Source organism: Pseudomonas sp. MD195_PC81_125, from assembly GCF_014060985.1.
Classification (GTDB): Bacteria; Pseudomonadota; Gammaproteobacteria; order Pseudomonadales; family Pseudomonadaceae; genus Aquipseudomonas; species Aquipseudomonas parakoreensis.
In genome coordinates this window covers 1-12,615 of the sequence record NZ_JABULD010000391.1, presented here as the reverse complement: position 1 = coordinate 12,615, position 12,615 = coordinate 1, and the positions used below count along the sequence as shown (strand labels likewise).

At 60.0% G+C, this 12,615-nt stretch carries 12 protein-coding genes and 1 pseudogene; 11 read left to right on the top strand and 2 right to left on the bottom strand.

Annotated elements, in window-relative coordinates; translation table 11 throughout:
* From HT737_RS16035 to HT737_RS16005, 7 genes and pseudogenes are all read left to right on the top strand, one after another.
* Positions 1–246 (top strand): cytochrome c5 family protein (locus HT737_RS16035; protein WP_182403239.1); only part of this gene is annotated, 246 nt, incomplete at its 5' end.
* A 32-nt stretch (positions 247–278) separates the two neighbouring features.
* On the top strand, positions 279–890 hold the full coding sequence (locus tag HT737_RS16030; RefSeq protein ID WP_041073681.1) for a cytochrome c: 612 nt from the start codon (positions 279–281) through the stop codon (positions 888–890).
* 200 nt (positions 891–1,090) lie between these two features.
* On the top strand, positions 1,091–1,732 hold the full coding sequence (locus HT737_RS16025) for a thiol:disulfide interchange protein DsbA/DsbL (protein WP_007962741.1): 642 nt from the start codon (positions 1,091–1,093) through the stop codon (positions 1,730–1,732).
* Between the two features lie 14 nt (positions 1,733–1,746).
* Complete coding sequence (locus HT737_RS16020; protein ID WP_047297455.1) at positions 1,747–2,625, top strand: endonuclease/exonuclease/phosphatase family protein; 879 nt, start codon at positions 1,747–1,749, stop codon at positions 2,623–2,625.
* A pseudogene (locus HT737_RS32400) lies at positions 2,622–4,686 on the top strand (diguanylate cyclase). The gene HT737_RS16020 and the pseudogene HT737_RS32400 overlap by 4 nt, the downstream one beginning before the upstream one ends.
* A 101-nt stretch (positions 4,687–4,787) precedes the next feature.
* Positions 4,788–5,567 (top strand): N-acetylmuramoyl-L-alanine amidase, encoded by a 780-nt coding sequence (locus tag HT737_RS16010; RefSeq protein ID WP_182403237.1) that lies wholly within the window; start codon positions 4,788–4,790, stop codon positions 5,565–5,567.
* A gap of 76 nt (positions 5,568–5,643) precedes the next feature.
* Positions 5,644–7,257 (top strand): EAL domain-containing protein, encoded by a 1,614-nt coding sequence (locus tag HT737_RS16005; protein WP_179295003.1) that lies wholly within the window; start codon positions 5,644–5,646, stop codon positions 7,255–7,257.
* Here the strand turns inward: HT737_RS16005 and HT737_RS16000 are convergent.
* Both HT737_RS16000 and algB read right to left on the bottom strand, forming a co-directional pair.
* Positions 7,254–9,044, bottom strand: coding sequence for a KinB sensor domain-containing domain (locus HT737_RS16000; RefSeq protein WP_047297451.1), 1,791 nt, complete (start codon positions 9,042–9,044; stop codon positions 7,254–7,256). The genes HT737_RS16005 and HT737_RS16000 overlap by 4 nt on opposite strands.
* Positions 9,045–9,054: 10 nt before the next feature.
* On the bottom strand, positions 9,055–10,401 hold the full coding sequence (gene algB / locus HT737_RS15995) for a sigma-54-dependent response regulator transcription factor AlgB (protein ID WP_047297450.1): 1,347 nt from the start codon (positions 10,399–10,401) through the stop codon (positions 9,055–9,057).
* Between the two features lie 426 nt (positions 10,402–10,827).
* Here algB and HT737_RS15990 point away from each other — a divergent pair, with 426 nt between their 5' ends.
* The 4 genes from HT737_RS15990 to HT737_RS31840 form a co-directional block, all read left to right on the top strand.
* Entirely contained in the window at positions 10,828–11,112 is a 285-nt protein-coding gene (locus HT737_RS15990) for a hypothetical protein (protein ID WP_121182916.1), read from the top strand.
* A gap of 72 nt (positions 11,113–11,184) precedes the next feature.
* Positions 11,185–11,349 (top strand): DUF1328 domain-containing protein, encoded by a 165-nt coding sequence (locus HT737_RS15985; RefSeq protein WP_003177151.1) that lies wholly within the window; start codon positions 11,185–11,187, stop codon positions 11,347–11,349.
* A gap of 2 nt (positions 11,350–11,351) precedes the next feature.
* Positions 11,352–11,816, top strand: coding sequence for an inhibitor of vertebrate lysozyme family protein (locus HT737_RS15980; protein WP_047297448.1), 465 nt, complete (start codon positions 11,352–11,354; stop codon positions 11,814–11,816).
* A gap of 700 nt (positions 11,817–12,516) precedes the next feature.
* Positions 12,517–12,615 (top strand): hypothetical protein (locus HT737_RS31840; protein ID WP_306287221.1); only part of this gene is annotated, 99 nt, incomplete at its 3' end.

Genomic DNA, 12,615 nt, shown 5'->3' with positions numbered 1-12,615 from the left:
CAGGAACCGGAAGCCGTGTACAACCGTGTTTGTGGTGCCTGTCATTCCGGCCAACTACCCATGGCGCCCGAAAGAGGCGATCAGGCAGCTTGGACGCCGAGGTTGGCGAAAGGTATGGAGACGCTGGTGCAACACGTGACCCAGGGTTTCAAGGCGATGCCGCCGCGTGGTTTGTGCATGGACTGCAGTGCCGAGGATTACCAGGCCATCATCCTTTGGATGAGCGAGAGTAAACCCGGTCCATAACTCTTAACCCTTAGCCGTAGTTGGATTAGCTGATGAACAAATTGATCGTGAGTCTGCTGTTGACCGTGGGAATCTCCGGCATCGCCCATGCTGCAGGTGATGCAGCAGCCGGCCAGGCAAAAGCTGCCGTGTGCGGAGCCTGCCATGGCCCGGACGGGAACAGCATGGCACCCAACTTCCCGAAACTGGCCGGTCAAGGTGAACGCTACCTCGACAAGCAGTTGCACGACATCAAGTCGGGCAAACGCCAGGTTCTGGAAATGACCGGCCTGCTGACCAACCTGAGCGATCAGGACCTGGCCGATATTGCCGCTTACTTTGCCAGTCAGAAGGGCAGCGTCGGCGCCGCCGATCCAAAAATCGTCGCCCGTGGTGAAGCCCTGTTCCGTGGCGGCAACCTGGACAAAGGCCTGCCAGCCTGCACCGGCTGCCACTCGCCGAACGGTGCCGGCAATGCCGCCGCCGGCTTCCCGCACCTGGGAGGCCAACACGCTCAATATATCGCCAAACAGCTGACCGACTTCCGCAAGGAAGAAGGCGGGCGCGCCAACGACGGCGATTCCATGCCGATGCGCACCATCGCACGCAAACTCAGCGACGAAGACATTGCTGCGGTCGCCAGCTACATTCAGGGCCTGCACTAACCGCCCTGCATCGAGCGTTACCGGTGATGGACATCTCCTGCAACGTTAACGCTCGATTAATCCGTCGCAGCAAGTATAAAAAGGGTGGCTTTGGCCGCCCTTTTTTGTGGCCGCTGCCGTTACACTACAGAACTCATGCCCGCCAGGATCTGTCTGAAAACAGGTCGCGCGAGGCGACCAAAATTGTCCAGGAGTAAAGCATGCGTAATCTGATCATCAGCGCCGCTCTCGTCGCTGCCAGCCTGTTCGGCGTGACCGCCCAGGCCGCCGAAGCACCCGCTGCCCCTTATGTCGAACTGGCCAACCCGGTGCCGGTGGCAGAGCCTGGCAAGATCGAAGTCGTGGAGCTGTTCTGGTACGGCTGCCCGCATTGCTACGCGTTCGAGCCGGTGATCAATCCCTGGGTTGAAAAACTGCCGTCCGATGTCAACTTCGTACGCATTCCTGCCATGTTCGGTGGCCCGTGGGATGCTCACGGTCAAATGTTCCTGACCCTGGAAGCAATGGGCGTCGAGCACAAGGTTCACGCTGCGGTATTCAATGCGATCCAGAAAGAACACAAGAAACTGACCGACAAGAACGACATGGCTGACTTCCTCGCCACACAAGGCGTGGACAAGGACAAGTTCCTCGCCACCTTTGACTCGTTCGCGATCAAAGGGCAGATCGTCAAGGCGCGTGAGCTGGCCAAGAAATATGAAATCACTGGCGTGCCAACCATGATCGTCAACGGCAAATACCGCTTCGACATCGGCTCTGCCGGTGGTGCGGAAGAAGCCTTGAAGCTGGCTGATCAACTGGTCGCCAAAGAGCGAGCGGCCAACAAGGCAGCTGCCAACTAAGCGCGGTCATTGCCATGCGCCGCTGGGGCACTGAACGCATCGTTGGCCTGCATGATCCGCAGGTCAACGAGCATCATCTGGAGTCCACGGGCCTGCCCGCAGACCATCGTCTGCGCTTGCTCAGCTTCAACATCCAGGTCGGCATCAGCACCGAACGCTATCGGCATTACCTGACCCGCAGCTGGCAGCACCTGCTGCCGCACACCGGGCGCTCAGGCAATCTGCAGAAGATCGGCGACCTGCTTGGCGACTTCGACCTGGTCGCCCTGCAGGAGGCCGATGGCGGCAGCCTGCGCTCAGGCTACGTCAATCAGGTCGAACACCTGGCCCACCTCGGCGCCTTCCCTTACTGGTATCAACAACTCAATCGCAACCTCGGCCGGCTGGCCCAGCACAGCAATGGCGTGCTCAGTCGACTGAAACCGTGGGCGATCGAAGACCATCCGCTGCCGGGCCCGAAAGGTCGCGGCGCAATCCTGCTGCGCTTTGGCGAAGGCCCGGAAGCGCTGGTGGTGGTGATGATGCACCTGGCCCTCGGCGCCCGGGTGCGCAGCCTGCAACTGGCCTACATTCGGGACCTGATCGGTGGCTACAAGCACCAGGTATTGATGGGCGACATGAACACCCATGCCAGCGATCTGCTACAACAGTCACCGTTACGCGATCTCGGCCTGCTGGCCCCGCAGATGCAAGCCACGTTTCCCAGCTGGCGGCCGCAACGTTGCCTGGATCATATTTTGCTCAGCCCGACCCTGACTCTGGAAAAGGTCGAAGTGCTGGCCCAACCCATTTCCGATCACCTGCCGGTCGCGGTAGAGATTCGTCTGCCGGGTTCGCTCACGGCCGATGCATTGCCCGCGTTGAGTCCTGCCCCTCGCGGAACCCCTGAATGAGCGACGACGCCCAGCGCTGGAAAGAGAAATACCTCAAAAGTATCGAACAGCAGGACAAGCTCGAACGGCGCTGGGCCGCCCGTCTCGACTTGCTGCGCCGCGGTCTGGTACGCAGTACGCTGGCCGCTGAAGGCACCGACAAGGTCGTTGATCAGTGCATGAAAGAGATGCGCGACGTGGTGCGCACCGACGACATGGATGCCGGTCTCGCCGCCCTGCTGCCGCGCCTGGAGAAAGCCGTACTCGACTCCGAGCAGCGCCGCGAAACCCGCATTGATCAGGTCAGCACCGCGTTGACCGCACTGGTTACCCAACTGCAAGCGTTGCCACTGCCGCGGGAAGTCGCCCAGCCGCTGAAGAGATTCGCCAAGCAACTGGACAGTCGGGTCGGCCAGGCGCGGGAAATGCCGCTGCTGCTGAGCGAACTCAGCGGTTTGCAGGGCAAAGCGTTGAGCCAGCTGGAAACCCCACCCGCGCCGGACCGCCCGGGCTTTCTGCAACGCCTGTTTGGTAATCGCGAAGCCGAAGAAACGCCAGGGACGCAGGGCCCGGAGCAACCTCAAGCGCCTGCGCCAATACCAGCGCCGCCATCAGCCAACACTGAACCTGATGTCGAGCCCGCACAGACGCCAACAGGCGAACCGACTCCGGCACCGGTCAGCGCCGCGCCTCTATTGCAACCGGCAGAGGCAAGCCCTCACCAGGCACCTGCAGCGCAACCGCAGGCCGAATCGCCTGTGGTTTCGCTTGTGCCGCCGGTCATTGCCATCGAGACGGCGCCCGAACCACTGCCTGAACTCAAACCGCCCCTCGAACCTCTGGCCCCGCCGCTTGCGCCACCAGCTTCATAGCGGCCATCAACCCTGACGAGTTGATCCACCCGGGCGACGCCCCGGCCCCCTTGCTCCTCGACAGCCTGCCCCTGCCCGCCCCGATTGCCCAAGCCTTGGCTGCCATCGATCCGGAGCAGCCCGAGCAAGACATTCTTTACGCCCTGCCCGATTCGCCGGAGCCTTCCTACAGCTCGGTGGCCAAACACATCGAAGACACGCTGATCGGGCTGCTCGACGACCTAACCTTGCCAGAGCGCCATCGCCCGCAAGCCGAGGCCATGCGTGATCGCTTGAAAAATGGCCTGAACTGGTACGAACTCCTGCCCATTCTCGACGACCTTGCCACCTTGATGCTGGCAATCACCGACAGCGGCCAACACGAATTCGAAGCCTATCTGCAGCGGCTCAACGAACGCCTCGAAGCATTCCAGAGCAATTTGCAGGCCGCCAGCGAGGGCCATGCCGACAACAGCTCGGCAGCCCGGGCGATGGACACGCAGATTCGCGAGCAAGTCGACGGCTTGCAGACCAGCGTGCAGGAAGCGGCTGATCTGGATGATCTCAAGCGAGTGCTGGAGAACCATCTCGAAGGCCTGCTCGGTACCATGGACCAGCATCAGCAACAACGCGATGCCCGCGAGCAGGAAGTGGCAGCACGTCTCAAAGGCCTGGCCGAACGTGTGGCGCACATGGAGCAGGAAGCCCTGGGCTTTCGCGAACATCTGGAAGAACAGCGACAGAAAGCCTGATCGACCCGTTGACCGGCCTGCCCAACCGCGCTGCCTGGAGCGAACGGCTGGAACACGAGATCAGGCAATGGCAACAACACGGCAACACCTTGAGCCTGGCGATGCTCGACCTCGATCATTTCAAGCGCATCAACGACAACTACGGCCATCTGGCGGGCGACAAGGTATTGAAAATCATCGCCACGGTGCTGCGCAAACGTCTGCGTGGGGCGGATTTCATTGCTCGTTTCGGCGGAGAGGAATTCGTTCTGCTGCTGCCAGCCACCACGCCGACCGTCGGCGCCAAATTGCTGGAAACCCTGCGAGCGGCCATCGAAGCGTGCCCGTTTCACTTCAAAGGTGAGCGAGTGACGATCACCATCTCCATGGGACTGGCGTCGTTCAAGCCGGGAGAACACAGCGATCTGGTGCTTAAAAGAGCCGATCAGGCGTTGTATCGGGCGAAAAACGGCGGACGTAACCGAGTCGAACTGGGCTGAGCAAGTTGTTCCATTTTGTTTAAATCGGCCCGTCGGGCGTCGATAGGCAAGGCAGTACGTTACACTGTTGCATTATTGTCTTGCGTGTACTGCCTTCTGCCATGAAATTTTTCGCCCTCCTCGCGTCGCTGCTCGTTCTGGCCGGTTGTGCCAGCGGCCCGCGTTATGACACCAGCCACCCTTCGGCCAATCACGACAGCCGCGTGCAGTTCGTGATCGTGCACTACACCTCCGCTTCCCTCGCCCGCTCGCTGCAACTGCTGACCCACGGCGAAGTCAGCAGCCACTATCTGATCGGCGACGACAAAGGCGGCACTATCTACAAACTGATGGATGAAAACCAGCGCGCCTGGCACGCCGGCGAGAGCCAGTGGCAGGGCCGTACCTGGCTAAACTCCAGCTCGATCGGCATCGAAATCGTCAATCCGGGCTTCAAGGACACGCCGACCGGGCGCCTCTGGTACCCGTACAGCGAAGCGCAGATTCAATCGCTTATCGTCCTGCTCAAGGACATCAGCCAGCGCCAGGGCATCAGCCCGCGCCATATCATTGGCCACAGCGACATCGCGCCCCTGCGCAAACTCGACCCGGGTCCCTTGTTCCCATGGAAACGCCTGGCCGCCGAAGGCCTGGGCGTATGGCCCAACGAACAAGCGGTAGCGCGGCAGCAAGTGCAGTTCAACGCCGAACTGCCAAGCATCAGCTGGTTCCAGGAACAACTGGCGCGCGTCGGTTACGACACCCCGCAGACCGGCGAGCTGGACGTAGCGACCCGCCATGTCCTGGCAGCGTTCCAGATGCACTTTCGCCCTTCACGCTTCGACGGTACACCGGACGCACAAACGGCAGCGTTGTTGCAGGTCTTCAATCAGACAAAATAATGACGCCCGCCCGACGGTCAGGGCGAAAACGAAATCAGCAGCTATAACTCATTGGTAATTCTTCGGATATTCCATGATGGTTGCTACCCGAGCGACGCTGCGTAGCTGGTTTTATCGCCCGTGGTTTTTGGCGATGATCGCGGCTGTCTTCAGTGTTGCATTGCTGATAGCCGGCGGAATGTTCGTCGCCATGCGCCAGATTGAACAGAACGAAAGCCAGGAAATGAACACCCAGGGCGAGCGTTTTCTCGCACGCCTTGAGCAGCTGTTCGGACAACTGCGCGAAAGTCTCGATGACCTCGAAGCGCAGCCGCTGCGCAGTTGCGATGAGGAAATGATCGCCACCCTGCAACAGGTCACCTTCAACTATCGCTTCGTCTATGAAGCGGCCTACATGGATGGTGCGCGGATATGCTCCAACCGGCCCCGTCAGGAAGGACTGTCGGTGGTTCGCGCACCGGATATCAAAGGACCGACCTACAGTTACTGGCTCAACACCACCACCGAACCGGATGAAAACCGCGCGGCACTGATGCTCGGGCGCGGCAATTTTCGTGTGGCGACATCACGCGGGCATTTGACCGACATGGTCGATCTGCCGCCGGACAGCAGCCTGCTGGTGGTGCTGGACCACGGCAAACGGGCGATTCCGGTGCTGGGCACCGCGCAGACGTGGCCACCAACCGAAGCGTGGCCACCCAAAAGCCGCGCGCCCCTGCAAGTCACCCAGTCACGGCTGATCTACCGCATGCCAACCAACAATCCGGAATACCAGTTGGTGCTGATCACCCCGCGCAGCGGCATGCATATTCCCAGCGTCTGGTGGTGGATGGTGCCGATCTGCCTGCTGCTGGGGGCGTTTGTCGGATTCTTTGTGTTTTTGCTGGTGCGCCAGCGCCAGTCACTGGACGCCGAACTCCAGGGCGCCATTCGACGTGGCGAGCTGCAAGTGCTGTATCAACCGATCTTCGATCTCGATAGCCGCAATTGCGTGGGCGCCGAAGCCCTGCTGCGCTGGCGTCGCCCGGACGGCACCCTGACCAGCCCCGACCTGTTCATTCCACTGGCGGAAAACACCGGGCAGATTCGGCAGATGACAGACTTTGTCCTGCAGCGGCTGCTGGAACAACTGGGACCGGTGCTGCGCGCCAATCCGCAGCTGTACATTTCGGTCAACCTCGCCGCCTGCGACGTGATGGTGCCGCGCATCGGCCAGGTCATGGCCAGGCTGCTGACGCTGCACCGGGTCGCCGCGCGCCAGATTGCCTTTGAAGTCACCGAGCGCGGACTGATCGACGTGGTGGTGGCGCGGGAGAATCTGCAAGCCTTGCGCGATGTCGGCCATCAGGTGCTGATCGATGACTTCGGTACCGGTTATTGCAGCCTCGCCTATCTGCAGACGCTGCCGGTGGATTGCTTGAAGATCGACAAGGCCTTTATCGACGCGCTCGGCCATGATGCGGCCAGCAGCGGCGTTGCGCCGCACATCATTCACATGGCGCAGGCTCTGGAGTTGAAGGTGATTGCCGAAGGCATCGAGCACGAAGCGCAAGCCGTGTTTCTCAGCAGTGAGGGGGTCAAGTTCGGTCAGGGCTGGCTGTTCGCCCAGGCCCTGAGTGCGGTGCAGTTCATCGAACTGATCACCCGTGGACGGCGCCTCACCGGGCGCCGGCTGGACGACGAAGCCTAGACCGCCAGCGCCATGTAGAACTGCGTGCCCTGCCCCGGCCGCGAATAGACGCCCATCCGCCCGCCATGCAGCTGGACGATTTCCTTGCACAGCGCCAGACCCAGCCCGGCGCCACCCTTCTTGCGCCCGACCTGCACAAACGGCTCGAAAATCCGCCCCTGCTGACCGTAGGCAATGCCTTCGCCGTTGTCTTCGACGCTGATGATCACCCGTTCGCCATGCCGCCGCGCCTGCAGGCGAATCTGGCCGTCGCGGGCGGTATGGCGCAGAGCGTTGTCGATCAGGTTGTCGAGTACCCGCTCAAGCTGTGCCTGATCGGCCTGCAGACGCGGCAACGGCCCTTGCACTTCGACGCTCAGGGCAATGCCTTTGCCCGCAGCGCAATCGGCAAAGCGCGATTGCGCCTGCTCCAGCAAATCTTCGATGGAGCACGGCGCCAAGGTGAGTTTCTGCAAGCCGTTCTGATAGCGCGAGAAGTTGAGCAAGTCGTTGATCAACTGCATCAAGCGCTGCATCTCTTCGTTGACCGTGTCGAGCAGGTCCGCCTCGCGTGACTCCGGGGGGAACTTCGCACGTTCGCGAAACAGGCCGAACGCCATGTGCATGCCGGTGACCGGCGTACGCAGCTCATGGGAGGCGCGCAGCACGAACTCGCTGCGCACGCGCTCAAAGGCGCGTTGCTCGGTGACATCGTGCAGCACCATCACCGCCCCCAGAATATGCCCCTGGATGTGACTGACCGGGGTCAAGCTGTAGGTCAGCAAGCGCGATTCGCCATCGACCTCGATGCTCAAATCTTCCGGGGCGCGCTCAAGGGTACCGCCGCGCAGCACCAGTTGCAGTTGCGCGTCGAGCTCCGGGCGCTCGAGCGCAGTGCCCAGGCCTTGGCCGAGACGGTCACTGTCCCAACCCAACTGACGCTGAGCCACTGGATTGAGGTGTTCCAGATGCCCTTCACGGTCGATCATCAACAAGCCGTCGTCGATGCTGTCGAGCACCGCCTGCAGGCGTTGCTGACCGGCCAGCAATTCGTCGACGTTGGTCGCCTGATGCTCGCGCAGCGCCTCGGCCATCAGCCCGAAGCGCTTGGTCAGCTGGTTCATTTCCATCGCCGAGGAAATCGGCAGCGTCACTTCGAAATTGCCTTGGCCGATGTTGTCCGCCGCTTTGGCCAGCGCCTCGATGGGCGCGCCAAAACGCCGGGCAATGGCGTGCGCGGTGACGAAGCCGATAATCAGCACCGCCAATCCCACCAGCCCGAGCAGACCGGAGACCAGCAGTGCCCTTTCCCGGGCGTCATGCTGCACTGCGTTGATGTTGTCCAGCGCGTGCTTGTGCTCGGTAATCAAACCGTTGCGCAAGGTGTTGAAGCGCTCCCTGAGGTCGCTGTTACCACTGAGCACATTGCCCGGATCACGCGACATCTCGAACGCCTGGAGAAAACTCAGGTAGTCAGCCTTGGCCTGAGTAAACCCGTACTGTCGGCCATCGCCCTCTGCCTCCTGCGAAATGCCTTCATCCAGCAATTGCAGGTAATGCTGTTTTGACGCTTCGAACGCGGCCGGGTCGGGCTTTTCGGCCAGCATCAGCACCAGTTGATCGCCGAGGGTCTGGCGCAGTTTGAGCCCCAGGTCGAGGGTCACGAAGTTGCTGCGGATCGTTGCTTCCTGAGTACCAGCCATCTGCATCACGCTGACCAGCCCGAGCAACAGCCCGAGCAAGGCGACCGTGATCAGCGCAGAGATGCTCAGAAACAAGCGAGTGCGCAACTTCATCGCCAGTTTCATCGTCGGGTGCTCACAGGTTGTACTGCTTGCGCTTGCGATACAGGGTCGACGCGTCGATGCCCAAGGTTTTCGCTGCCTGATCAAGGGTGCCTGCCGTTGCCAGCACCGCGCCAATGTGGGCTTTTTCCAGTTCATCGAGGCTCAGCGCGGCACCGACCCGCGGTGCGTTGTTCGCCGGTTGCTCGGCCATGCCGAGGTGGCTGATTTCCACGCGTTCCTGCGGGCAGATAATGCTTGCCCGTTCCACCACGTTACGCAGCTCTCGGATGTTGCCCGGCCAGCGATAACCCAGCAACGCCTCTCGCGCCTCGTCACTGAAGCCCCGTGCCGGCCGCGCGTACTCTTTGACGAAACGCGCGAGGAAGCGGTCGGCCAGAGTCAGGATGTCCTCGGCACGTTCGCGCAATGGCGGCAAATGCAGGGTGATCACATTGAGGCGATACAACAGGTCTTCACGGAAGCGCCCGTCGCGCACCATGTCCTCAAGATTGAGGTTGGTCGCGGCGAGAATCCGCACATCGGCGCGGCGGGTCACCGGATCCCCTACCCGCTCATATTCTTTGTCTTGAATGAAACGCAGCAACTTTGGTTGCAAAGTCAGCGGGAAATCGCCGATCTCATCGAGAAACAGCGTGCCGCCGTCTGCTTGATTGACCCGACCCAAGGTGCTTTCACTGGCCCCGGTGAACGCACCGCGACTGTGGCCGAACAGCTCGCTCTCCATCAGTTCCGCAGTCAACGACGGGCAGTTGATGGTCACGCAGGATTTCTTCTCGCGCTTGCTCCAGCCGTGAATGGCCCGGGCCAGTTCGCCCTTACCTGTGCCGGATTCGCCGAGAATAAGGATGTTGGCGTCGGTACCGGCGACCTGCCGCGCAGTTTCCAGCACGACTTTCATCGCCGGGCTGTGGGAGTCGAGGCCGTCCTTGGGTTTGCGGATCTCGCCTTCGAGGGCTTCCAGACGCGCCGAGAGCTGACGCACTTCCAGTTGCTTGGCGGTGGCCAGGCGCAACTGGTCGGGGCTGCAGGGTTTGACCAGATAATCGGCGGCGCCCGCCTGGATCGCATCCACTGCGGTATCAACCGCCGAGTGGGCGGTGACAATGACCACGCGCATCCATGGCGCCTGAATGCGCATCTGCGCCAGTACGTCGAGACCGTTGTCTTCACCCAGACGCAAATCAAGGAAGCACAGGTCAAACACCTGACGTTGCAACAATGCCTCGGCCTGAGCCGCGCTGTTGGCGGTGGCCACTGTATAACCTTCGTCCTCGAGGCAGTAACGAAAGGTTCGCAGGATGGCGGACTCATCGTCCACCAGCAGAATGCGGCCTTGATGCTCAGTGGCAGATTCCATTTTTCCTACGCTCCATAGTGATTGATCTTGGGTTAGTCCCGGAAAAATCGGGCAAGTTGCATGGTTGATTCTGAACGATGCGAGCCATAGGAGGGTAGCTCTCTCCTGCCTTAACGGCCAATCCATTGATTTTGTTGAGTTTTTAAACAATCACCGATTCGCAGGGGTAACCCCGCGTACATTTCTGACATCCAGGACGTGCTCTCAATTCCATAAGAATGAAATCTCCTACGAAATAATCGTGCATTCCGCACGACCGTAGACGACCCATCGTGCAGGATGCGTCCGTCGCTGAATTTTAACTACTTGTAAGCTCTTGATTTTATTGAATATTTTTCAATGAAAAAACTGGCATGCAGCCTGCAATAACTAATTCAGCCCGGGCAGATTCCACTGCCCCAACCGAATAAGAGTGAGGAACCCAGGATGACTCGCCAACGTGCCGCCCAAGTGCGTATCTCGCCACTGCATATCCAGCAAGGCCTGTTTGGCGTGCTTGCACTGTTGATCACCCTGATCGCCTGCCAGCAATACCTGAGCTGGGAAAACAGCCAGAAGCCTGAGCCGCTGATCTCGATTCAACACAGCACGCAGACGCACTTCAGCGCCGTCAGCAGCAGTCAGGCCGAAAACGCCTCGATGCGCATGATGGATGTCGATCAGCCGCAGCCGCTGGATCAACTGCCACGTGAAGAGCGCTGGGTTTTCTGACAAACCAACGAATTCGGGCGCCTGGCGCCGGGACACGCAATATCCCTAAATAGAGAAGTAAGGAGAATCACCATGTTGAGTTGGGCAATTACATTCTTGATCATTGCCATCATCGCCGCCGTCCTGGGCTTCGGTGGTATCGCGGGCACCGCCACGGGTATCGCCAAGATTCTCTTTGTCGTGTTCCTGGTGATGTTCATCGCTTCCTTCTTCTTTGGCCGTCGCGGCCGAGGTTAACGATGATTGCGTTAAAGACACTGGCAGCCGCCCTGCTTCTGGGCGGTAGTGCCATGGCGATCGCGGCCAATGATGGCCAGGCGCGGGTCAACGAGCTGCTCAGCTCCGACCCGCAATACCGGGAAACCTGGCAAGGCGTTGTGAAGCATGAAGAGCGCCTCCCGGAATGGGTGATGAACCTGTCCGGTACGCCAGAGCAGCAGATGAATGCCGTGACCGAAGATGGCGACAAGTATCTGGTCGGGCCGCTCTGCGAATCCGCAGACAAGTGCCTCAACCACCGCTTGATCGTAGCGTTCAGCTTCGACAAGAAAGATGCCTACGCCATGCTCGTCGATGTGCCCGAAGGACTGCCGGCCGACAAGTCGCCAACGCGACATGCCACTTACCGCTTCCTCGGCAAACCGGATCAGGGCATGCAGAACCTGTTGATGGAAACGCTGAAGAAAGATCCGAACTGGTACTGATTCGAACACGAGGGCAGCGCCCCGCTGCCCTTTATTGCGCCTGCCCGAGGAAGGTCGGCGCATGACCAAGGGGCCGGGACGTTCTGACTGTTGCAGGGTCGGAGTGACCTACGGGTACAGGGAGTGCCTGCGCGAGGGCCGGGTCAGGGCAAAAGCTGCGACGCAGGTTCGCCGACCCTCAGCGGTTCGACGGACTTGCGCTGAGCTTTGCGCGATACAAAACATTGATCCAGAGCGTCCTGCTCGCCTTTTTATGGTTCAGACTGCGCGCGAAAACATTTCGCCGTGTTTCCTGGCGACCGTATATCGAGAAAGAGCCCCTTTAAACTGTGGGACTTCTAGTCTGCAAATGTAGGCTTTTTCCTGAATTTTTCGATGAATTCACTCGTTCAAAAAACAACCAACCTAAGCTGAAATGGCCGGTTCACGGCACTTATGCCGGCTGAAATGTCGTAATCGAACCGCTTGGGACGTCAGTTTCATTTAAAAAATCTCATGCCGATTCGGCATAGGGTAGGCGTTTACGGCATTAGACGGCGCAACCTTGCATCGGAATAGTTGCGCCTTTTTTCGCCTGCCGAAGAGCCGTAAATACGCGCTTCGGGGCACCTTATACGGAGGCAGATGCACAGACTTTTCCGCTAAAGAGCGTTCCAGTTGCTGCATGTGCCTGAGTCAAACGCAAGTAAGGGTAAAGATAATGAAGAAGGCAAAACTCAGCCTCGCCTGGCAGATCCTCATCGGTCTGGTTTTAGGGATTGCAATTGGTGCGTTGCTCAACCACTTCAGTGCCGAAAAA

Excerpts from the sequence above, each read along its gene's own strand:
- algB (WP_047297450.1), bottom strand. The coding sequence starts at position 10,401 with ATGGAATCTGCCACTGAGCATCAAGGCCGCATTCTGCTGGTGGACGAT.
- HT737_RS16010 (WP_182403237.1), top strand. The coding sequence starts at position 4,788 with ATGAAATTTTTCGCCCTCCTCGCGTCGCTGCTCGTTCTGGCCGGTTGT.
- HT737_RS16030 (WP_041073681.1), top strand. The coding sequence starts at position 279 with ATGAACAAATTGATCGTGAGTCTGCTGTTGACCGTGGGAATCTCCGGC.
- HT737_RS15980 (WP_047297448.1), top strand. The coding sequence starts at position 11,352 with ATGATTGCGTTAAAGACACTGGCAGCCGCCCTGCTTCTGGGCGGTAGT.
- HT737_RS16000 (WP_047297451.1), bottom strand. The coding sequence starts at position 9,044 with ATGAAACTGGCGATGAAGTTGCGCACTCGCTTGTTTCTGAGCATCTCT.
- HT737_RS15990 (WP_121182916.1), top strand. The coding sequence starts at position 10,828 with ATGACTCGCCAACGTGCCGCCCAAGTGCGTATCTCGCCACTGCATATC.
- HT737_RS16020 (WP_047297455.1), top strand. The coding sequence starts at position 1,747 with ATGCGCCGCTGGGGCACTGAACGCATCGTTGGCCTGCATGATCCGCAG.
- HT737_RS16025 (WP_007962741.1), top strand. The coding sequence starts at position 1,091 with ATGCGTAATCTGATCATCAGCGCCGCTCTCGTCGCTGCCAGCCTGTTC.
- HT737_RS15985 (WP_003177151.1), top strand. The coding sequence starts at position 11,185 with ATGTTGAGTTGGGCAATTACATTCTTGATCATTGCCATCATCGCCGCC.
- HT737_RS16005 (WP_179295003.1), top strand. The coding sequence starts at position 5,644 with ATGGTTGCTACCCGAGCGACGCTGCGTAGCTGGTTTTATCGCCCGTGG.